19 protein-coding genes are annotated in these 24,119 nt (G+C 61.5%); 14 read left to right on the forward strand and 5 right to left on the reverse strand.

The window, feature by feature from the left end; genetic code table 11:
* Window positions 1-122: 122 nt before the first annotated feature.
* Entirely contained in the window at window positions 123-2,081 is a 1,959-nt protein-coding gene (locus F7D09_RS07455) for a DUF262 domain-containing protein (protein ID WP_152234770.1), read from the reverse strand.
* Between the two features lie 162 nt (window positions 2,082-2,243).
* Between F7D09_RS07455 and F7D09_RS07460 the strand changes: the two genes are divergently transcribed.
* From F7D09_RS07460 to F7D09_RS07475, 5 genes are all read left to right on the forward strand, one after another.
* Window positions 2,244-3,725, forward strand: a complete 1,482-nt coding sequence (locus tag F7D09_RS07460; RefSeq protein ID WP_152234771.1) for a DUF1846 domain-containing protein — start codon at window positions 2,244-2,246, stop codon at window positions 3,723-3,725.
* A 241-nt stretch (window positions 3,726-3,966) separates the two neighbouring features.
* A complete protein-coding gene (gene pta, locus F7D09_RS07465) occupies window positions 3,967-5,637 on the forward strand; it encodes a phosphate acetyltransferase (RefSeq protein WP_152234772.1) in 1,671 nt (556 codons plus the stop codon).
* A 162-nt stretch (window positions 5,638-5,799) separates the two neighbouring features.
* Entirely contained in the window at window positions 5,800-7,029 is a 1,230-nt protein-coding gene (locus F7D09_RS07470; RefSeq protein ID WP_152234773.1) for an acetate/propionate family kinase, read from the forward strand.
* 239 nt (window positions 7,030-7,268) lie between these two features.
* Entirely contained in the window at window positions 7,269-7,406 is a 138-nt protein-coding gene (locus tag F7D09_RS11170) for a hypothetical protein (RefSeq protein WP_193312380.1), read from the forward strand.
* Between the two features lie 60 nt (window positions 7,407-7,466).
* On the forward strand, window positions 7,467-12,224 hold the full coding sequence (locus F7D09_RS07475; protein ID WP_152234774.1) for a chitobiase/beta-hexosaminidase C-terminal domain-containing protein: 4,758 nt from the start codon (window positions 7,467-7,469) through the stop codon (window positions 12,222-12,224).
* A gap of 139 nt (window positions 12,225-12,363) precedes the next feature.
* On the opposite strand, the gene aroA is transcribed toward F7D09_RS07475, so the two are convergent.
* Window positions 12,364-13,812, reverse strand: a complete 1,449-nt coding sequence (aroA, locus tag F7D09_RS07480; RefSeq protein ID WP_152234775.1) for a 3-phosphoshikimate 1-carboxyvinyltransferase — start codon at window positions 13,810-13,812, stop codon at window positions 12,364-12,366.
* A 209-nt stretch (window positions 13,813-14,021) separates the two neighbouring features.
* Between aroA and F7D09_RS07485 the strand changes: the two genes are divergently transcribed.
* Window positions 14,022-14,846, forward strand: a complete 825-nt coding sequence (locus tag F7D09_RS07485; protein ID WP_152234776.1) for a hypothetical protein — start codon at window positions 14,022-14,024, stop codon at window positions 14,844-14,846.
* Between the two features lie 313 nt (window positions 14,847-15,159).
* Here F7D09_RS07485 and F7D09_RS07490 read toward each other — a convergent pair whose 3' ends face one another.
* On the reverse strand, window positions 15,160-15,708 hold the full coding sequence (locus F7D09_RS07490) for a type 1 glutamine amidotransferase domain-containing protein (RefSeq protein ID WP_152234777.1): 549 nt from the start codon (window positions 15,706-15,708) through the stop codon (window positions 15,160-15,162).
* Window positions 15,709-16,179: 471 nt separating this feature from the next.
* Between F7D09_RS07490 and F7D09_RS07495 the strand changes: the two genes are divergently transcribed.
* Window positions 16,180-16,425: a hypothetical protein gene (locus F7D09_RS07495; protein WP_152234778.1), complete on the forward strand. Its 246-nt coding sequence runs from the start codon at window positions 16,180-16,182 to the stop codon at window positions 16,423-16,425.
* A 33-nt stretch (window positions 16,426-16,458) separates the two neighbouring features.
* Here F7D09_RS07495 and F7D09_RS07500 read toward each other — a convergent pair whose 3' ends face one another.
* On the reverse strand, window positions 16,459-16,752 hold the full coding sequence (locus F7D09_RS07500; RefSeq protein ID WP_226836090.1) for a prevent-host-death family protein: 294 nt from the start codon (window positions 16,750-16,752) through the stop codon (window positions 16,459-16,461).
* Window positions 16,753-16,906: 154 nt separating this feature from the next.
* Between F7D09_RS07500 and F7D09_RS07505 the strand changes: the two genes are divergently transcribed.
* On the forward strand, window positions 16,907-17,377 hold the full coding sequence (locus tag F7D09_RS07505; RefSeq protein WP_152234779.1) for a hypothetical protein: 471 nt from the start codon (window positions 16,907-16,909) through the stop codon (window positions 17,375-17,377).
* Window positions 17,378-17,432: 55 nt separating this feature from the next.
* On the opposite strand, the gene F7D09_RS07510 is transcribed toward F7D09_RS07505, so the two are convergent.
* Window positions 17,433-18,779: an ATP-binding protein gene (locus F7D09_RS07510; protein WP_152234780.1), complete on the reverse strand. Its 1,347-nt coding sequence runs from the start codon at window positions 18,777-18,779 to the stop codon at window positions 17,433-17,435.
* A gap of 206 nt (window positions 18,780-18,985) precedes the next feature.
* On the opposite strand from F7D09_RS07510, the gene F7D09_RS07515 reads away from it, so the two are divergent.
* The 6 genes from F7D09_RS07515 (at window position 18,986) to F7D09_RS07540 (ending at window position 24,084) form a co-directional block, all read left to right on the forward strand.
* The gene (locus F7D09_RS07515; protein WP_152234781.1) at window positions 18,986-19,819 is read left to right on the forward strand and encodes a hypothetical protein; all 834 of its coding nucleotides are present in this window, start codon (window positions 18,986-18,988) and stop codon (window positions 19,817-19,819) included.
* A gap of 2 nt (window positions 19,820-19,821) precedes the next feature.
* A complete protein-coding gene (locus tag F7D09_RS07520) occupies window positions 19,822-20,193 on the forward strand; it encodes a hypothetical protein (RefSeq protein ID WP_152234782.1) in 372 nt (123 codons plus the stop codon).
* A gap of 165 nt (window positions 20,194-20,358) precedes the next feature.
* Entirely contained in the window at window positions 20,359-21,063 is a 705-nt protein-coding gene (locus tag F7D09_RS07525) for a hypothetical protein (protein ID WP_152234783.1), read from the forward strand.
* A 130-nt stretch (window positions 21,064-21,193) separates the two neighbouring features.
* Window positions 21,194-22,195, forward strand: a complete 1,002-nt coding sequence (locus F7D09_RS07530) for a hypothetical protein (protein WP_152234784.1) — start codon at window positions 21,194-21,196, stop codon at window positions 22,193-22,195.
* Window positions 22,192-23,196 (forward strand): hypothetical protein, encoded by a 1,005-nt coding sequence (locus F7D09_RS07535; RefSeq protein ID WP_152234785.1) that lies wholly within the window; start codon window positions 22,192-22,194, stop codon window positions 23,194-23,196. The genes F7D09_RS07530 and F7D09_RS07535 overlap by 4 nt, the downstream gene beginning before the upstream one ends.
* Window positions 23,197-23,220: 24 nt before the next feature.
* Window positions 23,221-24,084 carry an ImmA/IrrE family metallo-endopeptidase gene (locus F7D09_RS07540; RefSeq protein ID WP_152234786.1) on the forward strand — a complete coding sequence of 288 codons (864 nt, stop codon included), beginning with the start codon at window positions 23,221-23,223 and terminating at the stop codon, window positions 24,082-24,084.
* Window positions 24,085-24,119 lie beyond the last annotated feature (35 nt).

Below are 24,119 nucleotides of genomic sequence, written 5' to 3' on the forward strand. Positions count from 1 at the left end.
CTCCAGCGAGTGGTCGACGCGCCGCTACCTCGACATGTCCCGACTCGGTGAGAACGTACACGAAGCGAACTGATCATCGTCACAGGGACGGGCGAGAACCAAAGTGCGCAAGAAATCGGGCACTACCAGCCCGGGTCAAACCATATTCCCGTACCAACCTCAAACCCGTATTCCAATGGCGAGTCCGAGAAATACCTCGAAGGAAACTTATCTGAGAAGGCCACTGCGCGCAAAGCCACAGGATCGATTCCATAAAGACCAACGAGGACACCTTGCATCATGTCGACCCAAGTCTTTACGACATGCCGCGCACCTTGGAATGTATACGCAGCAATCTTGCGGTTGGTGAACACGAAATCCTCATCCAACGCATGGGTCTCCCGTTCCTCGACCACAGGACGATAGGACGTTTCAATTGCCGGCCAAAGCTCAAGGAAACGCTTCCATAACAACTCATTGCGCTCGACAATCTGCTCTTCGCCCCAAGAATCGCAATCAGCAATGAATCGATTTAGCTTTAAACCGCTGTCTTTGAACCCGTGTTCACAGTCGCGTTTGAATGAAAACTCACTGTTGGAATACCGAGAATTGTATCCGGTAAGCGTCAGGTTGCCCATGCGGTTAAGCCACAGGTTATGAATGTCATCTGCATCAGCACCAAGACACTGTCTCCACTGCCGGGATAGGGTTTGCGGCATGATGTGTTCGACAGACAGCTTTCCTCGTTCCAACATGTCGACGACGTTCACGCGTTCCACATTGTCGTCGTTCTCCAAACAGTCATAAAGATAGAACCTCATATGTCTGATTTCATATAGATTCCGCTGATTATAGGCATGGTGGAACTCCTCATCATCCGGGAACCTGCCACTACCTTCCCTTCTCAGCAAAGCATATTTGAGGGATTCGCAGTAAGTACTTCCTTCAGTCACGCCGCGTAGCACCTCATGATGAAGACCCGCGAAAACCTTGTTCAATGCGTTGGTGGCGACATTGCACATCCACCGTCGGAACAGGTAATCCTCAACTATGTGAAATACCTCTTGCAACTCTGTGGAAGTCATTTCCCCGTCGTCAACGTATTCCAACAACGACAGCAGGAATGGATTGATGACACTCATCTCCAACAGCCTTAGCCGTCTAAGCCCGTCGTCAACCGACGAGCTCTGCGTAATAGTCCCGGTAATGCGGCCGAAATATCGAGAGAAACGCAGCATATCATTCATAAGATTCAGTGGCTCGAAATCCTTCGCATACTGTCGGAAGGATGAGTACACCTGACTGATGACCGGTGTCCTGCGGGTCTTCATCGTCAGATAGTCGCGAATGAATGCGCTAACGTCATATGAGGTATTACGCTCCATGACGTTCCAGTACCGCTCATAGCACATTTCCTGCTGATCGAGAGGCAGATTCATTAGCATGAAGTTACGGATCTTGTCGCCCTCACTGAGCCCCAAACCTGTGGAGTTGAGACTTTCGAAGATAAGTTGCGCATCATCCCCGGACTCAAGTTTGATATCGATGACCTCCAGTTTCTCCACCGCATCCTCAATCTTGCCGGCGTCGAGTCCGCTTTGCGCTATACGGTCAAGAAAATACCGATAATTGACAGTGACATTCGAGTCCTCATCGAGGCCATCATTCCCGCTGTCCACGGCATTCATGACCTTGGCGAGTGCCGCCTGATCCCCTTTCACCAGCTTAAGCTTGAGTTTGCTATCATCCTTCGCATAACGATCGACAAGGTATTCGTCCTGTATGAACTCGGCGAGACGTTCCTTCCCACCTGTCGGCACATTCCCGGACCTTATTTGTTCCAACAGTGCCGTGAGCAACAAATAGACTGTGGTAATACGCTGTTGCCCATCGATGATAATCTTCGTGTCGCCGTCAGCCTGAGAAACGATACTGCCGAAAAAATGCGACTCGCGCTCCTCCCGAGCTACGTCAGTCAAATCATCGAACAAGCGCTTGCACTGCTCTCGTTTCCAGTCATAATTACGCTGGTATACCGGAATCACGAAACGAGTTCTCGTTCCCTGTAGCATTTTCGTCAGTTTCACTGCCTCGCCACGCATGAATCCTCCTCGTCATGGCCTGCGGCCCAACATCATCCGTCGATGCTGCGTCAGACTGCCATATGAAATGGAACATACCCGCTCCCGATGACATGCGCGGCGGGAGCTTTTCCGGTATAATCCTTGCGTTCATGATGCCGTTCGGAAGGAGCCGAGACACCTATGCAGCAGGGATTCGACAACAAAAAGTACATCGAACTGCAGGCCGCCAGAATCCGCGAGCGCATCGCGCAGTTCGGCGGCAAGCTCTACCTGGAGTTCGGCGGCAAGCTGTTCGATGACTACCATGCCTCGCGCGTGCTGCCCGGGTTCGAGCCGGACACGAAGTTCCGCATGCTTGAAAGCCTCGCGGACGACGTGGAGATCGTGATCGCCGTCAACGCGAACCACATCGAGAAGGCGAAGACGCGCGGCGACCTGGGCATCACGTACGACGAGGACGTGCTGCGCCTGATCGACGTGTTCCGTTCGCGAGGGTTCCTCGTCGGCTCCGTGGTGCTCACCCAGTACTCCGGTCAGCCGGCAGCCGACGCGTACCGTCACCGTCTCGCCCAGCTGGGCATCACCTGCTACCTGCACTATCCGATCGCGGGGTATCCGCACGACATCGAACGCATCGTCTCCGACGACGGCTACGGGCGCAACGACTACATAGAAACCAGCCGGCCGCTCGTCGTCGTCACGGCGCCCGGCCCCGGCTCGGGCAAGCTGGCCACCTGCCTCAGCCAGCTGTACCACGAGCACAAGCGCGGCATCGCGGCCGGGTATGCGAAGTACGAGACGTTCCCCATCTGGAACCTGCCGCTCAATCATCCGGTGAACATCGCCTACGAGGCGGCGACCGCCGACCTGGACGACGCGAACATCATCGACCCGTTCCATTTGGAGGCGTACGGCAAGACGACGGTCAACTACAACCGCGACGTGGAGGCGTTCCCCGTGCTCAAGGCGCTGCTGGAGCGGATCATGGGCGAGAGCCCGTACCGCAGCCCCACCGACATGGGCGTCAACATGGCCGGCTACGCGATCTGCGACGACGAAGCCTGCCGTGCCGCCGCGCGCATGGAGATCGTGCGCCGCTACTTCACTGCCGCGGTGAACTTCAAGCGGACCGGAGCCGGCGAGGAGCAGCTGGAGCGTCTGCGTTCCATCATGCAAAGGGCAGGCGTGGACGAGAACCTGTCACCGGCACGCCGCGCGGCGCTCGACAAGGAGCAGGCGACGGGCGGTCCGGCCGGTGCGATGACGCTGCCCGACGGCCGCGTGGTCACCGGCAAGACGGGCGACCTGCTGGGTGCGGCCAGTGCGCTGCTGATGAACGCGCTCAAGGCGGTTACCGGCGTGGACGACGGCCTGCAGGTGATCGACGATGCGACCATCGAGCCGATCTGCCGGCTCAAGACCGGGCATCTGCACAGTGCGAACCCGCGCCTGCACTCCGACGAGACGCTCATCGCACTGTCGATCACCAGCGCGAACAGCGCGACCGCCGCGCGCACCATCAGCGGACTGGAACAGCTGCGCGGCTGCGACGCCTTCTTCTCCGTCATCATCTCCGCCGCGGACGAGGCCCTGTACCGCAGGCTCGGCATCAACGTGTGCTGCGAGCCGAAGTACGAGCGTGTGAGCCTGTACCACAAGTAGACGGGCTTTGGCTCGGCGCGGGTGACGCTCCCCCAGATCGGCCATTCTGCCGCTTTCCAACAACCACACCCCAATGTCACAGCGGGTAGCTACCCGCTGTGACACTAGTCTGGTTGCAGGGGCGCGCCGCGTTGCAGGGGCGCGCCCTCCGATTGACACACGCCACGTCCGGCAACGTACTAGAATGGGCACGAGTGTGAACAAAGCCGTCACACGCAGTGCACCACCCGAGGAGAATACCGTGACAACAAAGAACATCTACATCGCAAGCCCCGAAGGCGCAAACGGCCGCAACGTGGTGGCGTACGGCGTGCTCAAGGCGCTGACCACCAAGTACAAGACCGCGGTGTTCCGCCCGGCCGTGTCCAACCACGACCAGTTCACGCCGGTCCTGCTCGGCGCGTCGAACGCCGGCCTCGGCGTCGCGCTGTCCACCGGCCTCGACATCCACACCGTGCGCCGCGACAAAGAGGGCGCCCGCGGCGACATCGTCACCGCGTTCCACGACGCGATGAACGTCTCGCGCGCCGAAGCCGCGCTTATCGTCGGCACCGACAAGTCGCACGTCAACGACCCGACCGCCTACGAGTTCAACGCGAACATCGCCGCCGACCTGCAGGCCGGCGTGTTCCTCGCCGTATGCACCATCGACCGCTGGCCCGATGAGCTGCGTGACACCGTGCAGCTGTCCATCGAAGGCATGGAGGCGGCCGGCAACAAGGTGCTCGGCATCTTCGTCACCGGCTGCGAGCCGCGCCACGCCGTCTTCGTCAAGAACTCGCTCGCCGAATTCGGTCTGCCGGTGTGGACCATCCCGCAGACGCCGTTCACCGAAGCCTCCCAGGCGGACGCCGCACTCGCCGCGTTCCAGGCGAACGTGCCCACCGAAGAGGTGCTGCGCGCCCTCGACGCCGACATCGAGTTCCCCGTCACCTCGTACAACTTCCAGCACAGCCTGCTGGGCCGTGCAAAAGCCAACAAGAAGACCATCGTGCTGCCCGAAGGCGAGGAGGACCGCATCATCAAGGCGGCCGACTATCTGCTGGAACGCGAGATCGTCAACCTGATCATCATCGGCGACAAGGAGCGAATCCTCGCGCGCGGACGCGAGCTCGGCCTCAACTCGCTCGGCAAGGCTCGCTTCCAGGCGAAGGACGACGAGAACGTGCTCGTGCCCATGGTCGCCAAGCTGTGCGAGCTGCGCGCCAAGAAGGGCATGACCGAAGAGCAGGCTCGCAAGCAGCTCGCGGACGCCAGCTACTTCGGCACGATGCTCGTCGTGCTCGGCTACGCGGACGGCCTGGTCTCCGGAGCGGTCAACTCCACCGCGAACACCGTGCGCCCCGCCCTGCAGGTCATCAAGACCAAGCCCGGCCAGAAGCTCGTCTCGGGCGCGTTCCTCATGTGCTTCAAGGACCATGTGGCCGTGTTCTCCGACTGCGCGATCAATCTCAACCCGGACGCCGAGCAGCTCGCCGAAATCGCATTGCAGTCGGCCGAGACGGCCCGCGCGTTCGGTATCGAGCCGAAGGTCGGCATGCTCTCCTACTCGACGCTCGGCTCGGGCAAGGGCCCGGACGTCGACGTAGTGGAGGAGGCGACCCGCCTCGTGCGCGAGAAGGCGCCGGACCTGCCGGTCGTCGGCTCCATCCAGTTCGACGCCGCATGGTCGCCGACCGTGGCCGCCACGAAGGCCAAGGGCAATGACGTGGCCGGCCATGTGAACGTGTTCGTGTTCCCCGACCTGTGTGCCGGCAACATCGGCTACAAGGCGGTGCAGCGCTCCTCCGGCGCGCTGGCCATCGGACCGGTTCTGCAGGGTCTGAACAAGCCGGTCAACGACCTGAGCCGTGGCGCGCTCGTGCAGGACATCATTAACACGGTGGCGCTCACCGCCATCGAAGCGCAGTAGCGGCTCCTCGAGGCGACGATGCCGATGCGGCCCGCGCGGGAACGAACGATATGGTTCGCTCCGGCGCGGGCCGCACCCATTTGTAGCAAGCGGCGAGTATTCTGACATACGGTAACCCGTGTCTTACGGGACACAGTCACATCAACATGGAGGATGCCCACAATGGCGAAAACCGTCCTTGTCATCAATTCCGGCTCCAGCTCGATCAAGTACCAGCTGGTTGACCTCGAGACCGGCGAAGGTCTCGCTTCCGGCCTCGTCGAGAAGATCGGCGAGCCCGTCGACGGCCACTACAAGCACGAGTACAACGGCGAGAAGCATGAGCTCGAGGAGCCGATCCACGACCACGAGCAGGGCCTCAAGCGCGTGCTCGGCTTCTTCGACGAGTACGGCCCGAAGCTCGCCGACGCTGGCATCGTCGCCGTCGGCCACCGCGTGGTCCAGGGCGGCTCGCTCTTCCCGAAGCCGGCCCTCGTCAACGACAAGACCATCAACGCCGTCAAGGACCTGGCCGTCCTCGCCCCGCTGCACAACGGCCCGGAGGCCAAGGGCGCCGAGGTCATGCGCTCCCTGCTGCCCGACGTGCCGCAGATCTTCGTGTTCGACTCCTCCTTCTTCTTCCAGCTGCCGAAGGCGTCCAGCACCTACGCGCTGAACAAGGAGATCGCCGACCAGTACCACATCCGCCGCTACGGCGCCCACGGCACCTCCCACGAGTTCATCTCCTCCGTGGTGCCCGAGGTCGTCGGCAAGCCGGCCGAAGGCCTCAAGCAGATCGTCCTGCACATCGGCAACGGCGCCTCCGCCTCCGCCGAGATCTCCGGCAAGCCGGTCGAGACCTCCATGGGCCTCACCCCGCTTGAGGGCCTGATGATGGGCGGCCGCACCGGCGACATCGACCCGGCCGTGGTCTTCCACCTCATCCGCAACGCCCACATGAACGTGGACGAGCTGGACGCCCTGTTCAACAAGCGCTCCGGCATGATGGGCATGACCGGCTTCGGCGACCTGCGCGAGGTCCACCGCCTGGTGGCCGAGGGCAACGAGGACGCCAAGCTGGCCCTCGCCGTGTACGTGCACCGCATCGTCGGCTACATCGGCAACTACACCGCGCAGATGGGCGGCGTCGACGTGATCACGTTCACCGCCGGCGTCGGCGAGAACGACGACATCGTGCGCAAGATGGTGTGCGACAAGCTCGCCCCGTTCGGCGTCAAGCTGGACGAGGAGAAGAACGCGAAGCGTTCCAAGGAGCCGCGCGTCATCTCCACCCCGGACTCCTCCGTGATCATCGCCGTGATCCCGACCAACGAGGAGCTGGCCATCGCCCGCAAGTCCGCCGCCATCGCGGAAGCCGGCGAGGACACCTACGGCAACAAGTTCACGAAGTAAGCAAGTACGTAGCGATCTAGTTATTTCCGGTGGGCTCTATCTACGCCACGCAGGGCGGGGGCCGCGATTCACACGAGTCGCGGCCCCCGCTTTTTTGCATCTACGGTCAGGTGCCATGTGATACACTGCGGTGTCCCCGAAACAGGGACAGACGTAGTACACCGACGTCCGCACTGTCGGACGCAGAACGTGAGGAACAATATCGGATGCGCGTACGCCACCCCTATGAATCCCCGACGATGATCAGAGTTGACCTCTCCCCCATTGACGTGATCTGCAACAGCTGCCAAGTCGGCGACGACCCGGACAATTGCGGCAACTTGGGCGGCGGAGACCTGTTCTCCAGCATGATCAGCGAATCCGCGACCGTCTTCTGACGCGTCACCGACATCCGCGGCATCATCATCCATCATCACGAGAGAGAACCACACGATTCCATGACCACATCACGACATCTGTCCGCCCGCATCCTGCCGGCGGCTCTTGCCATCACCCTGTGCGCGAGCCTGTTCACCGGTCCCGCACCCCAGGCCATCGCGGCCGACGGCCAGCAGACGGCCACGACCGCGCAACACGACGCAGGCAGCAACGCCAGCAGCAGCACCAAGGACGAGGACACCGCCGCCGCGGCGAACACAGCCAACACGACGGCCAAGCAGCGCGACACCACAGCCGCAACTGCAACCCAGCAGCTCGAGTCGGTCATCCAGGCCGAGCAGGCCGCCGGCTCGCCGAGCATCACCCTGAACGGCACCGCATACGACACCCTCAAGGCCGCGATCGCCGCCGCATCGGACGGCGACGTCATCGAGACGAAGGGCGCGATCGCGCTTGACGAGCGCCTCACGCTCACGGCGGTCAAGACGGTGACCGTGCGCGCCGTCGCCGATACGACGCTCACCCGCCCGGCCGGCATCCACATGGTCGCCATGGACCGCGGCACACTGAAGTTCGAGGCAGCCGGCGACGCCGCGCTCACTTTCGAGGGCGCGGCCGCCGCATCGAACTTCTCCGCGTTCTATGCTGCCGGCAGCGCGAGGATCGTGCTCGGCCGCAACGTCGCCGTGCAGAACTTCAAGGCGAACAACCTGAACAAGGGCGTCGTCGAGATCAACGGCGGCACCGTCGTGTTCGAGGGCGGCGTGATGAGCAACTGCGTGGGCGGCGTCACCGTGGCCGGCGGCTCGTCCACGCTCGAGGTGACCGACGGCTCGGTCACCACGGTCACGCAGAACACGTCCGGCACCGTGCGCATCGGCGGCAAAGGCAAGGTCACCGACCGCGTCACCGTGAACGGCAACGCGAAGGTGACCGTCACCGCGGCACTCACCGGGCACACGCCGGACGATCCGCTCACGCTCACGGCCGCCAGCTTCGCGAAGAACCGCGTGGTCGCAAGCTTCCCCAGCAAGGAGCTCGCCGCCGCCACGCTCGGCTCCATCACGGCGGTCACCACGGCGGGTGAGACGGTCCGCCTGCGTGTGACGAACGCGACGATCACGGTCGCGAACATCGACGAGCTGCTCGACCAGATCGACAACCCGTTCACCGACAACCTGCGCACGCATCTAATCAGCGAACTGGACAGTGCGGAGAAGATCGCGCAGGCGAAGACCAAGGTGGCCTCCCTCGCCGGGCTGAGCGACGACGAGAAGACCGCGTACACGACGAAGCTGGACGAGCTGGAGACCACGCGCGACTATCTGGAACGCAACCGCGAGGCGGTGGACGCGTCCGTGATCGAGCTGAGCCGGCTCGGCGACCTCAACGCGGAGAAGAACCGCACCCAGCAGGGCTACGAGTTCGACAACATGGATTTCAGCGGCTTCTACGTGCGCCCCGGCTCCTCGGTGCGGTTCCGCGTGTACGTGGAGGCGGACAATCCCAATCAGGTCGCGTTCGGCTGGCGACAGACCGGTCACATGGATCTGAACAACTATCTGACCGTCTGGGTGCCGGACCGCGCACGGTTCTCGGCGGGACTCAACGAGGTGACCGTCGACGCATCGCAGCGCACGGTGGGTCTGGCCGTGTTCCTGCGCAACTACGGCACCGGCCGCGCCCGCGTGCGCATCGAGGCGATGGACGCCTCGAACGAGCATCCGGTGGTCGGCACCACGCTCGGCCGCTACCCGTACTACGTGTATGACGCTGAGCATCCCGAACGTTTCTGGCAGTACGTGCAGGAGACGCGCGAGTATGCGAAGACCGTCGACACGGTGACCAATTATGTGGGCAACCTGCCCGGCAGGCTCGACCTGAACGCCGACATGACCGGTCTGCTGATCGGCCGCAGCGTGTTCACCACGAGCGCCACGGACGCGGTGAACCACCTGTTCGCGAAGATCACCGACGAGCAGTCGGCGACCGCGTACATCACCAAGGCGTACCAGTCGACCGAAAGCAGGCTCGAATACTTCGACCACATCATGGGCTTCGACGACGCGGACGAGAAGGCCGTGCACCATCACACGCCGATGCGCGTGGTGACCGAATCCTCGCAGAACCTGACCAGCCCGTCCACCATGTTCGCGTTCACCTACCTGCAGTCGCTGCCCATCGGCGCGGAGGCGGTGCTGCTTGACGGCACCGGCCCGAACGGCTGGGGTCTCGACCACGAGTTCGGCCACACCGTGGACTTGGGACCGCTGATCATCGGCGAGGAGACGAACAACCTCATCTCGCTGTGGGGCCGCGTGCGTGCCGAGAAGGCGCGCGTCGAGGCCGAGGGCGGCGAGTTCTCGATCTCCACGTACCACGGCAACATCACCGGACAGTCGCTGCCCACGTACAAGAAGTACCTGGCCGACGTCGCGGCCGGCAAGGACGCGTCGATGAACTGGAACGACGTGTTCCTCGCGGTCATGATTCGCTGGCAGATTCTGCGCTACTTCGACGAGTACGACTACGAGCACGACGGTCTCGAGCATGACGCGTCGATCGTCGCGCAGATCAAAAAGTACGGCACGCTCGGCACGATGTACCGTCTGGTGCGTGAGGACCCGACACGGTACAACGCGATCGACACTAAGCAACGCCGCGACCGCATGGTCGCCGCGTTCAGCGAGGTCACCGGCTTCAACATGGCCGAGGTGTTCTCACGGCTCGGCGTGACGCCCGGCGACGAGGCGAAACAGTTCGCGTCGCGGTATCCGTCGTTCGATAAGCCGGTCGAATACTACACGACCGACGCCGACGTGAAGGTGCTCAACGGCGTGACCGGCTACGACACCGCGAACCTGCCGACGCCGAAGGTGGACGCGAAGCGCAACGCGGACGGCGGCATCACCATCACGGCCACCATGCCGGACGCGGCCTCCGCGAAGAGCACGATCGGCTGGCGGCTGTACGCGGACGGCAAGGAGGCCGGCTATTCGGACACCGGCACGTTCACCGTGGACCCGGGGGTGAAGATCCCCGTGTACTCGGTGGTCGCCTACGACGTGAAGCTCAACGCAAGCAAGACCGTGAAGATCACGAACACCGTGGACGTGACGCTGAGCGTGGCGATGGTCGTCGCCGGCGGCGCGGACTCCGGCAAGGCGACCGCCACCGCGGTCATCACGCCGAAGGACGGCGACCTGGAGACGCGCAAGGTCACGCTCAAAGACGGCAAGGTCACGCTCAAGGCCGTGCCGCTCGCGACCGTCACCATCACGTGCGACGGCTGCACCGCCTCGCCGGACACGTTCGACGTGGATCCGTTCGATTGGAGCGGCAGCACTGTTCCGGTCACCGTAACCGCCGACGACATGGCCGACGTGCTGGGCCGCGCGCCCAAGCCGACGATCAGGGCCGCCGCGGTCGACGCTGACGGCAAGGAGACGGCAAGCGGCGGCACGATGGCGTTCGTCATCGACGTGGCCGCCGGAGAGGACGTCTACTACACGACGGACGGCAGCGAGCCGAACAGCAAGAGCGGCACCCGGTACGTCGCCGGTGACGCAATTCGGTTCGCCGGCGCGTCGCTGACGGTGAAGGCGCGCGCCTACCGCACCGGATACAATCCGAGCGAGGTGGCCGAGGCGACGTGGACGGCGACGCAGAAAGCGGCGATTCATTCGAATATGTGGGGCGGGGGAACCAAGCTCGAGATGCTGCCGGGCGAGTACTCAGGCAAGGAGCAGCTGGGAGAGCTTTATGAGAACACTCGTAGCGTCACCGTCCCCGCAGGCTACAAGGTCACCCTGTACGGCAATCCCAACACGCTGACCTACACCGCCAGCGCAAGCTGGCTCGGCAACTACACCATCAACCAGAGGATCCAACGCGTCAAGGTCGAAGTGCTCAACGTGCCGGCTCTTACGGACGCATACACGCTGAAGTTCGCCGCCGGCGAGGCGAGCGGCTCCACCATCTCCGGTAGCATGGCCGACCAGACCGTCTACCGCGGCGTGACCACGATGCTGCCGGCGGTGGGCTACTACGCGCCGGGATACAAGTTCGCCGGCTGGAAGGGCTCCGATGGCCACGACTACACGGACGGCCAGTCGGTGACCGACCTCGCCGCGAAGGGCGCGACCGTGACCCTGACCGCCCAGTGGACCGCGGCGGAGTGCGTCGAGGGTTCGGCGTGCCTGATCGACCCGTATCGTGCGGCGGGCGACTCCTCCAAGTGGACCGCGCCCACTGCTCCTGAGGGCAAGACGTTCGCCGGCTGGTATGTGGACGAGAAGCTGACGCGTAGCATCCCGAAGGCCATGCGCGCCGGCCTCGCCTACCCGAAGTTCGTGGACGCGGCCAAACCGTTCGCGTTCAAGGGCGGCTCGCTGCGCGCCGACTACACGACGGAGGACGGCGAGACCGACTTCACGCGCACGAGCATGCGCTTCGGCTATCAGATCTCGCCGATTTCAGGCACGACCGTGACCGCGTGGGGCTGGAAGTACGGCGCCTCGCCGACCAACCTGGTCGGCAGCGCGAAGGGCGTGGCGAAGACCGACTATGATGACGGCTCGTTCCTGTCTAATCTGGTGGTGCGCGACTTCACGCCGCGCATCTACGCGCGTGACGTGTATTCACGCATGTGGATCACGTACGTCACCGCGGACGGCACGCCCGTGACACTGCAGGACGAGGTGCGTTCGCGTTCGATCCGCGCCATCGCGGAGAGCATCGTCGCCGAGGGTTCCGGCGCCGGCGAGGATGAGGTGGCGTATGCGAAGGGCATTCTTGCGCAGATCACCGAGGAGTAGCATCTAGGCAGGTGACGTCTGAAATAGACCGCAAGATATGTTGATGGCCCGTCGCCGTGGCTTCCGACTGATATAAGTTCGGAGACCATGGTGACGGGCCATCAACGTATCTGCGGGGTGGTCCGGCGACTGCCGGCCGTCACTCCCCTGCTGCTACTCCCCCGGCCAGCATGCCGGTCCACATGCCGACGAAATCGGGCAGCGTCTTGCGCGTGGTCGCCACGTTGACGACGCTCACGCCGGGCACGGCGAGGCCGATCATCGCCGCGAACGTGGCCATGCGATGGTCGGCGTACGATTCCATCACCTCACCGTGCAGGTCTTCCCTCGGCACCGGCGTGATCTCGATGCCGTCCGGCAGCTCCCTCGCCTGACCGCCGATGCGGCGGATCTCGGTCACCAACGCCTCCAGCCGGTTCGTTTCGTGGCCGCGCAGGTGGCCGATGCCGATCATGCGCGTCGGCGCGTCGGCGAACACGAGGATCGCCGCCAGCGACGGCGCGATCTCGCCGGCCGCGGTCAGGTCGAAGTCGCCAAGCCCGTGCACGGTACCGTCGGACGTCACCTGGCAGTAGCGGATGCCGTTCGCCTCCGGGAACGACACCTCCGCTCCCATGCGCTCCAGATATCCCGGAAGCAGGCCGCCCGGCTGGGTCGTCTCGACCGGCCAGTGCGGCACCTTCACCGTACCGCCCGCGATCAGCGCCGCGCCGAGGAACGGCGCCGCGTTCGACAGGTCCGGCTCGACCACGACGCGTTCGGGCAGCTGCAGCGGCTTCGGTTCGACGGTCCACCGACGTGCGGCCTCGTCGGCGAGCGTCTGTCCGCCTGCCGCGTTGATGTCGGCGACGGTCATGCGGATGTGCGGCAGGCTGGGGGTCTTCTCCCCCGTGTGCGCGAGTTGGAGTCCGCCGGGCAGTCGGGAGCCGATGAGCAGCAGTCCGGAGATGAACTGTGACGAGCCTGACGAGTCGATGGCGACTTGCGCGGGGGCGTGCGGGGCGTCGGCTGCGGCGGGCGGGTTCGTTGCCGGTGGCGTGATGGTGAACGGGAGACGTCCGGTCTCGCCGTGGTATTGCACGCTTGCGCCGAGTTGTTCGAGCCCGTCGAGCACCGGTTTCATGGGACGTTCGTAGGCCTGCCTGTCGCCGTCGAAGCGTACCGGCCCGTCGGCGAACAGGGCGAGGCCGGGTACGAAGCGCATGACGGTTCCGGCGAGGCCGCAGTAGACGTCCACGTTGCCGTGGAACCGGCCGTCCGCGGGCGGCGTGACGGTCACCGTGGTGTCGGTGTCCGGGTCGATGTCGCAGCGCACGCCGAGTGCGGTGAGCGCGCCCATCATGAGTTCCGTGTCGCGTGAACGCAGCAGGCCGACCAGCGTGACCGGCCGTGTGCCGAGTGCGGCGAGGATGAGGTACCGGTTGGACAGTGATTTGCTGCCGGGGATGGTGACGGTGGCGTCGAGCGGTCCGTGCGGCGTCGGCGCGGGCCATGGATCCGGGATGGCAGGGGCCGTGGCTGGGTTCTGTGCGACGTTGCCTTGTGTGACGTTGTTCTGTGCGGCGTTGTGCTGTTCTGTCGTGGTCATGGGTTCCATCGTATCGGGTTGAGGTTTCGCTGTGGCGTGTCGTCCCGTTTTTGCCGGCTCGCAGCGTGGCGGAAGTGCATGGGTGCGTAGTGGGTGCGGGTGATGGCGTTGGCGTGCACGACGTGTGGCGAGTGCGGTGGCGTGATGGACGTTGCTTCGTGTGGACGCTCGGGTACTTCTGCTCTGCCGGCGGCACTATGCTGGATGTCATGCGAGTTGTGGAACAATTCTGCCGAGGCAAGCGGCCCGACCAGTCGCTGAATGAGGACGGTCTGGTCGTGACGAGTGATTTCGCGGCCGTGGTTGACGGGGTGACGAGCAAGAGCGTACGGCATCTGTGGCGGCCGAGCGGCGGCGTGGTGGCGAAGGACCTGCTGACGGCGGTGGTCGCGGCGCTGCCTGCGAATGCGGATATGCGCAGGGTGCAGCGCATATTTGATGGCTGGATTCGGCGCGAGTATGAGGATCTGCCGGAGGAGGACCGTCGCATCGTGGAGCGGGAGCCGTGGGAGCGGCTGCAGGCGAACGCGGTCGTGTACAGTGCGCGGCGGCATGAGGCATGGCTGTTCGGCGACTGCCAGATCATGGTGAACGGCGTGCAGACGCCGACCGTGAAGCGTGTGGATGCGCTGCTCGGCGAACTGCGCTCCTATGCGATGCATGCGATCATGCTGCGCGATGGCAGCGCGCAGTACGACGGCGATACGGACCCCTCGCGGGAGCTGATCAAACCGTTCTTGAGGTTGCAGACGATGTATGAGAACCGTCGTGGCGAATACGGGTATTTCGTGTTCGACGGGTTCACGGATATGGAGTATCCGATTCGCGTGGTGCCCGTGCAGCCCGGCGATGAGGTGGTGCTCGCCTCGGACGGGTATCCGCTGCTGCGCGGCACGCTCGCCGAATCGGAGCGTGAGCTGGAGCGGCTGCGCCGTGACGATCCGATGCTCATCGACGAGTACCGCACCACCAAAGGGTTCACCCCCGACCTGGAATCCTTCGACGACCGCGCCTACCTGCGCTTCATCGCCTAACACTGCAGCCCCACCCCTCGGCCTCTCGGTGAAGGACCGCCTCCTCGGCCCCCTCGGTGGAGGACGCTGTCGCTACAAGCCGATCAGCCCGCCCTCGGCCCCCTCGGTGGAGGGGGCTGTCAGCCGTAGGCTGACTGGGGGAGCGTCACCCGCCACAGAACCTGCCGAAAGCCACCCCCAATTGCAGGACACTGCCGCCACAGGCCGGCCATCCCGCCCCTCGGCCCCCTCGGTGGAGGGGGCTGTCAGCCGTAGGCTGACTGGGGGAGCGTCACCCGAGCTACACGTCATCCCGCACAGCCGGCTTATCGCCTCAGGCGAGCGCCTTCTCGATCGCGTCGACGAAGTAGTCGAGGTCGTCGGGCTTGCGGGAGGTGATGAGCTTCCATCCGTTCTCGTCATCGACGGTCAGCTGCTTGTCGACGTAACGGCCGCCCGCGTTCTCGATGTCGGCGGCGATGTAGCGGCACGGCGAGGCGGTCTTGCCGGCAATCAGCCCCGCGTTGACGAGCAGCCATGCGCCGTGGCAGATCGCGGCGATCGGCTTGCCTTCGTGCGCGAACTCCTGGGCGAGCGTGATAGCGTCCTCGTTCACGCGGATGCGGTCGACGTTGCAGGTGCCTCCCGGCACGACGAGCAGGTCGTAGTCGGCGGCCTGCACGTCGGAGAGCGTCGTGTCCGGCGTGAGCGTCTCGCCTTCGTACCGGTCGTGCTGCACGGTCTCGCACGGGGCGAGCTCGGTGGCGGCGAGCGTCACCTGGGCTCCGGCGGCCTTGAGGTCGCGCAGCGGGCGGGTCAGCTCCGTCTCCTCGATGCCCCAGTTGTTCACGATGATCAGCACCTTGGCGTCCTTGACGGCCATGGTTTCCTCCTTGCGATGTGGATTGTTACCGTTCCCTATTATGCCGCGTTCCGATCCGGACGGCGGCACATCATTCTGCCGGCGCACAAGTCCGGGCCTTTGCACAGGCGATGTCAGCGTCGTCACCCGAGCGGGGCCGTGACGATGCCGCCCGACGTGTGGCATGAGCGGCCAGAAGGCTGTACCCCCGCATTCCACTGGGACGCGACACGAAAAACGCCCGATTCCAAATCGCGTCCCACTCCCCTTTGGCACAAGACACGAAAACAGGCAAATCCATGCCCGCGCACCAATCCGCATTCAACCAAAGCCCCATCATCGGCTCACTCCTCATGAAGAGCCCCCGCAAGCAGCCTCCCGCTCCCCCGCAAAGACTCAACACATTGGAGTCGCCACCGCCCAGCCACGTCATTTCGGGGTAATTCGGAGACGATGCTCGAGATGTGGGTGTTTTGTCTGGCGATTTCAGCGATGACCAACAATCAGGCAACACAGCAAAACGGCTTCATAAAGCCATTTCCGGCATATCATGCAAAACGCGTGCCCGCTGTTTTCGCAAAACAAAACACCCACATCTCGCCGGAGCCGGCACAATGCCATCAATTCACGACAATCGGGGCCTGTTCGTCGGCTTTCACGCACTCAATGGCGGCCACCTCGCGCCTGACCGTTTCCTTAATACCACTTATGAGGCTCTTCAAGGCTTTCGCATCCTGATCGAACGTCCTGATGGTCTCGATGCGCAACGGCTCATAGCGCATCGAAATACTCGTCCATGCCATCGACGGACTTGAAGGAATGCGTGCATTCACCATTCAACGCCTGACGTTGTGCCTCCGCGTTGCGCAGTTCCTTGACCTCGTCTTCCAATTCGCGGAAATGACGGTAGTCGTGTGCGTTGATGATGAAATACACGGGCTCGTTGTTGCGCAGGACGGTGACGGGCGTGTTGTCAGCAACCTTCGCGAACTCGGCGCTTGCGGTGCCGCGGTCGAACCGGCTGATGGGGACCAAGGTATCCACAGGGACGGTCAGCATAGCCATATCAAACCTCCATGCTCTAAAACATGCATATTTGCATGTTGTTATAACCTATCGCCCGCATGGTCGAGGTCTCTGATTGGGAATCCGCAAAGAACATCATGATAATGAGTTACTCAATCATACGATTGACGCCGTGGAGGTAAGGATGCCGAGTATGTTCAAATCGAACGAGGTGCAGGTTTCGGAGATACTCCGGCATGGCGCGGTCGATTTCATGACCGGGCAGGCCATGGACTTCGTGAACTTCACCGACCAGTCGGTGGACATCCATCATTTTTTCCCTGCCAAATACTGCCAGAAGATGAGTTACGACCGGCACAAGTGGAACTCCATCGTCAACAAGACGCCAATCACCGCGCACACCAACCGTGTGGTCGGCGGCGCGGCCCCAAGCGAGTACATGGACAACATCGAGCGGGACGGGCATGTGACCCAAGAGGATCTTGACCGTTTTCTGGCCACTCATCTGGTGGACGTCGACGCGATGCGCCGGGACGACTTCGACACGTACTTCATCGAACGGGCCAAGGCGTTGCTGGAGCTTATTTCGGACGCCATGGGCAAGGCCGTGACGAACCGCGCCGGGCAGGATGTGCTCACACAGTTCGGAGCCGCGCTCGAGTAAGGTCGGATTGTCCAAATCCCATACCCTCCCAGACCGTGAGACGACAGATCAATCCTCACCGTCGTTCCAGCAGCGAGACGGAGTAGACGGGCAGGTAGTCCACCCGCTCTCCGGTCTTCACGTTGGATTCGGCGAACACGATGCCGCGTTTCATGCCGTAGTTCGGGGTGGCGAGCGCACGGTTCAACGCGCTGTGCCTGTTGTACGTCTTGCCTGACTTGACTTCGATCGGTGTCACCATGCCCTGTGGATGTTCGATGACGAAGTCCAGCTCCCCTATCGCGTTGTTCTTGAAATAGTACAGGTCGAACCCGTGCGCCTTCAGCTCCTGGGCCACCACGTTCTCATACAGGGCGCCGTAGTTGATGTCGGTGCGGTCGTTGATGAGGTCGCGGACCACGTCCATGCCGCACATGCAGGTCAGCAGTCCGACGTCGTTGAGGAACAGTTTGAACAGGTTGGAGCGTTCCGCCAGCATCAGCGGATACCGCGGCTCGTCCACGTTGTATACGGGAAGCGCCACGCCTGCGTCGACCAGCCAGAGGAACTCCTCCTGGTAACGCACGTATCGGGCTCCTGAGCCGACGCTCGTCACCTTGAACCGTTTGTTCTGTTGGTTGAGTTCGCTGGGAATCAGGTCGTATATTCTGCGGATGATACGCGATTGGCCGATGCTTTCGGCGTATTGGGAGATGTCCTCGCGGTAGCGTGCGATGATGTTCTGCTGATACGTGCGCAGGGACTGTACGTTGTGCTCGGCCACGAAATCGGCAACGGCCGCCGGCATGCCTCCGACGATGAGGTATTCGTGGAACAGACTGGTCAGCCGCCGGTGTACGGCGTCGTTGATCTCACGCCGTTCAGCGACCGCATCCCTCAGCTCGTCGAATACAGTGGAGGGCACGCCGTTCGCCCAGCAGTATTCCTCGAAATCCAACGGATACATGGTGATGGAGTCCAGGTAGCCGACCGGGACCGACCGGATGCTTTTCAACTCCACGCCAAGCAACGATCCAGACAGGATGAAGTCATAGCCACCATATCGGTCCACGAGGAATTTGACTTTGGTCGCCACCTCCTTGCACTGCTGGATCTCGTCCAGGAAGATCAGCGTCTCTCCCTTGACGAGTTCGTCGTCCGCATAGGCAGAGATGGCGAGAAACAGGTCGTTGGCGTTGCGAGCGGCGTTGACGGCGTCCCGGGCGTCCTCGTTGTCGATGAAGTTGATCTCCACGAGATGCTTGTAGTTGGTGTTGCCGAATTCGCGGACCAGATGCGTTTTGCCGACCTGGCGGGCGCCGTCCACGAGCATGGCCTGCTTGGTCTTGTGTTCCTTCCAGAACAAGAGACGTTCCATAGCCTTGCGTTTGAGCATGGCGTCCTCCTTCACCGAGTTGTACATTATAGAGTGTGTTTGCACTCTGTTTTATAACAATATAGAGAATTTATCAGCCCTGATTTGTAACATTATAGAATCAATCCGATGACGTGATTGCACATCACACAGTCAATCAGCCACCGCAAAGACCGTCTCCCGGCGTGTCGCGGACGCAGTTGTCCGGTTATAGCTAGTGCGAAGAGAAAACGACGCATGAAGGGAGATCGCCGATGAACCAGAATGAACAGCAGCATGAAGACCACCCGTCCCACGCCGAGGGGCTGATCTGGGTGGATGATACGACGAGGGCGGGGGCCACGTCCCGGCTCCAGCGGCAGTTCGACGCGATTGCGGACATGACCATGGCGAAGTTCAGCGTCCGTCCGTTTAAACCGTTCTTCAACAAGCCGAGACTCTGGGGAATGCCCTACGGGTGCCGGGTGATTCAGCACCTGTGGGGTGATGACGCCGGCACGGTCAGAGAGCAGTGCTGCCCTATCGACAACATGTGGGCGTTCGACCTGTTTGGCCTGCACGGCAGCGCCCCGTACAACCACAAGTGCCTTGCCGACATCTGCCTGCGCTATGACGAGCGCGACGGGCGGATCGTACCCGATTGGGACCAGCAGTACCAGTATTTCTCAGCGATGCGGCTCGACGATCTCGAGTCCTGCGGGGTGCTGGCGCAGCCGCACGGACGCCGTGAGCGAGGCGTCGTCGCCTTGGTCGAGGAACGATCGGGACTGGTGCTGCCGCTGCCCAGCGAATGCGTGGTGTACTGGGCGTTCTACGGGAACGGCAGCGGCGTGGAGATCGCCGTCTACGACGGTGTCGCGATGCGTCGGCGCATGGACCGTTACCCGGAGTATTTCGACGAGGACATCGTGCTCAACGAGGATGACGTCGAACGTGACATCGCCGGCTGCATCGAAGTGCTCGAACAGCTCGAGAGCGGTTTCCTCACCCAGCCCGAACTGCGCAAGCGCATGCCACGCTACCCGTTCGCGCAGTCCGATCGTGCAACAGACACCACCAAGACGACCACCATCAAGGAAAGGAACTGACCATGGTCACACTATCTGCAGCGACCGCAACGCGCACCGCGACAACACTGTCTATTGACAGCTGCAGCCAGACGGACGACGACGGCTTCGACGACATCATCCGCGGAGGCTACTTCGACGATGACGGCGACGGACCCCATGATGAGAACTGCCAGTTCTACATCGGCGAATGCGACGAGCTGGCCCGATTCTGGGTCATCGGCTCGAAGAGCAAGGACAAGCAGTTCTACTGCCCCAAGCACTTCGCGATGCTCCTGCACGACATCGTCGACGCCATGGCCCACAACCCCGCCTTCGCCGAACTGAAGACCCCGGCCCAGCGCCGCAACATGCTCCACACGTTCTTCCTCGAATGGGGACGGACCGGCTTCTAAACCACGACCGCGACACGCCGAAGAATCGTTGGAATGAAGCGGATTTGCCAAAGCCAGCGAGCGCCGGACACGAGTTGTCCGGTTTAAGAAAGCGCAACGGCAAACAGCCGGCCCGACATCAGAACTCGGAGACAGGCAAACTCAACCTCAAGGAAAGGAACAGCAATGACCACGAACAAGAACAAGCGGCGCAACACAACGTGCAAAACCTTCCGCATCGTCTATCATGAGGACGGAATCGCGTATTATCTGAACCGTGATGACCGGGATAACCCACAGCTGTTGACCGGTATCGCCAACGCAACCCCATTCGACGATGAAGAGACAGCTTTGGAGGTCGCCGACGAGCTTGGTCTCACGGAAGACGCCATGGATAAGACAGGACACTATCACAAGGCGATGCGCCCGGGCTATTCCATCGATTCGGTCGAATACGCTCCCAAGTCCACGTGGTACAACGGCCAGAAGCACTTGGATCTCATCGCATTGATCAAGTCTTCACCCGTCCGCTACGATACGCGGCAGAACCGTAACGCAAAGGAATTCGACGCCTGGAACGCCTCCGCTCCCTCCGCGTGTCCGCGCCGAGGCGAGAAGGTTCACTTGTTGGCCGAGAGCACGCGGCAGGTCATGCATTATCGTCTGGGACGCATGAAAAAGGGGCTGCTCGATATCGGATGCGCACCGGCGACGGTCAATCTGCTCAAGTCGGAGTCGGCCTTCGACTATTCCGACGCAGGCAAGTTCCGTACCATCCTCGACGCCATCTATGCCGATGCGACGTTCCACAAGAACTCACGTTCCCGCGACCGCAATCAGCTGCAGTCCTCGCTCAACAGATATATGTTGTTTCTTGAGGCGAGAAGCTGAAGCCGCAAGTGAAACAACGTCTGCAAGAATCACACCGATGCAGGAGAAAGCCAGCATTATGACGAGCTCCTGCATCGCAGACCATCGAAGCTGTACAATCAATATCGTTGCGTCGACGCAAGGAGGCTACATGTCAAGGGAATTTCTGGATGAGTATTTCAGCGCCGAATACATAAGGTCATCCCATGCAGTGCGGAAACCCGCCCGTCAGTTCGGCCCCAAAGCAATCGCCTTCATCAGGCAATGCATTGCAAAGCGGTACGGCAAGAACAGAGAGCGGATTCCGGCAGACGGCCCTCAAAGCGTGGACGAATGCCTTAATCAGTTTCTCGCGGATCGCGGGCCGTCCATGATGAAGAAAATGGACAAGCTGAATATGAACACTGACCCAAAGGTGAATGAAGACGCGGCGTTTCGTAGCTATGTCAGGGCTTGCGTAAACGGATGGTTCCAAAATATCAACAAAGCGACAGAGTACGCGAAAACGCAGGGGGCAATCCGCAAGCATCTGGAGCGGGATCACCGCTTCACCTATGCGTTTGGCGCTGATGGCAAAGGAATCAGCGTAGAGAACATCGAAAAGCCGACAAAGCATAAACCGAAATCCGAGGCCAGGCGCTGGGGCGTCGTGGGAGGCGAGAAGGACCCGTCGGAGGTTCCATTGCTCGAATTGAAAATGCTGTCGTTCGACTATCCCATCGACATAGATCCAAAGGTGTACTTCGACACCTCGCGACAGCGAAAACCGAACTATGGCAAGAACGGGCAGATGTCAGACATGCTGTATGCCATTCTGAAGGCGGCTCATGGGACCCTGGACCTCAACACTCTGACCAATATCGTCCAGTATCGTCTAGCCGAGGAAAACTCGATATTCTTGTTGCATGACCTCTTGCACGATGAAGAGGATTCCGAGTCTCCACAGATTGCGGCAAGCGGCCTTTCCGTGGAAGATATCGTGATGGAAGACCCGCAGCAGCTCAGCCGGAATGAGCAATTCCTATGGCTGGCGGAACAGATTAACAACAATCCTCGGAGCAAAAGGACTCTAATCAGACAGCATCAGGACATCATCGATATGTTGAACACGACGCACAATCTTGATGCACTCAGAAGGGAGATGGCAAAATGAGCAAGGAATTCACACTGACCGATCTGGTCAACTCGTATGACGAGGACGATAACATCATCTCCGTCCCTCCGTCCGGAGACGACCTGGATTCACCGGATCGCATCGCAGCGCAACTTGAGGAAGACATCAAACGCGGTCAGGTCTGGCTTGCATCCGATTACGGGTGCTTCACCGACAGCGGCACGGCGACGGACATCGCCGAGAGCAACGACCTATACGTAATGATTGTTGATGTGAACGCCGACGACCCCCGTCTGGCATCGGTGATTCCGCTGTCGAACGACCTTCGCGCCGAGACCGACGACTCGCTGGTGATCGAGCAGGGCTCACCATTGGGTATTCCTATGGTTGCATGGCCGACGATTCCTGCCATCATCCCGATAAGGCTGCTGAGCAAACCGCTGAAGCAGTTCTCCCCCGCCACCGCAGACGCCATCATCACCGACGACCCGTCCAAATCGGCATCTTCCGATGTGGTTCGCCGAGGCAACAGCCAAGCAGGTAGCGAATCCCCGTTTGTCGAAAACCGCGAGGACACCATCGCTGTGCTTGTTCTATGGCATGCCATGTGCGCGAAGCTGCCCGAGCTGCGTTCGGAGGAGGAGCGTGGTTCCATGGCTCCCGATCGCGCCGCATATGTGCGCTCGCTGGTTGAGATATTGGGGCTTTCGTTTGAGGACGCCGGCGCTGTCGTCGACGGCCGTCTTGCCATGAGCCGTGAACAGGAGCAGCGTCTGACCGACGCCGGAGTGGATCCGGCACGGTTCCGCACCCGCTCGTTCCATTTGCCGAAGGACCTGCTGATTGAAATCGAACAGCCGGCTTACCAACAGCTGGCGCAGCAGTATTCATCGACGCACGAAGGCGATGCGCGGCTGGGTCTGGCCAAGGATGCGTTCATGCTGGCGGCACGCAAGAGCGGTTACGGGAGGAACTCCTGGCGAAGCATGATTCAGCAAGCCATGAAAACCGGAGCGGACTCCGACGGAACCCGAAAGTGACCGTACGGAAGGAATGTGACTCGAATGCTGGATTCCATGTATCAATGGGCCGAAAACCAAGTCGCCATCATGCTCAAGACAGCCGTACTCATGCACAGCGACTTTCCAAAGGACTGTCGCGACGACCCGTTTGGCATCACAAGCCACTGGGTGGACCAGCTGACCGTACGTCGGGTGAAACAGATGTCTTCGCATCAATCGTCAACCGATAACGATGACGACGATGACGACACGTCTCCCGCCGGATTGTGCATTCCTCCGGAGCAATCCGGTGATGGCCGTTATCTGCTGGTAGTGAATGAATGCGATTACTCTCCACGCAACTATTTCACGCTGCTGCACGAGCTTGGCCACTATCTGCAGCGCACCAGTCTTGACTTGTGGTCAAACCTGTTTGCTTTCGATGACCGGGCGACCGCCAAGGAAGCCGAGGAGTTCGCATGCAATCTTTTCGCGTCCAAGGCGCTTATGCCCGATTCCCTGTTCGCCAAGTTCATGGCTGGCCGATGGACGGCTGAGGCAGCAGCACTGGCCTACAAGGAGTCGCGGGCTTCCCGCCCTGCTGCGGTAAGAAGAGTCGCTCTATTGCTGCCTAAAGGCTCATGGCTGACACTTATTGACCCGAATACGGATACGATGAAAATACGCGCCCATGCCAACGGCATCAATGAGTACAAAACAAGCCCATTGGACATCGAGCTGCTGGCGTTACGGAAATTCCACGACACGTATAGAGGCAATTCGGTTATTGTGGAACAGACGTTTACGGATTTGTCCGGCAACGACCTGCATGGGCGGTATACGATTAGCGTGGCCTTGTCTCCAAGCAGCAAGGATGAGCCGTTCTGGTTCATTATGGGGCGCCGCCAGCCGGAAACCGCACAATAGGCAGTGATGGGACAACGATCGGGAATGAGGAAGTG

It is taken from the genome of Bifidobacterium leontopitheci (assembly GCF_009193355.1).
Classification (GTDB): domain Bacteria; phylum Actinomycetota; class Actinomycetes; order Actinomycetales; family Bifidobacteriaceae; genus Bifidobacterium; species Bifidobacterium leontopitheci.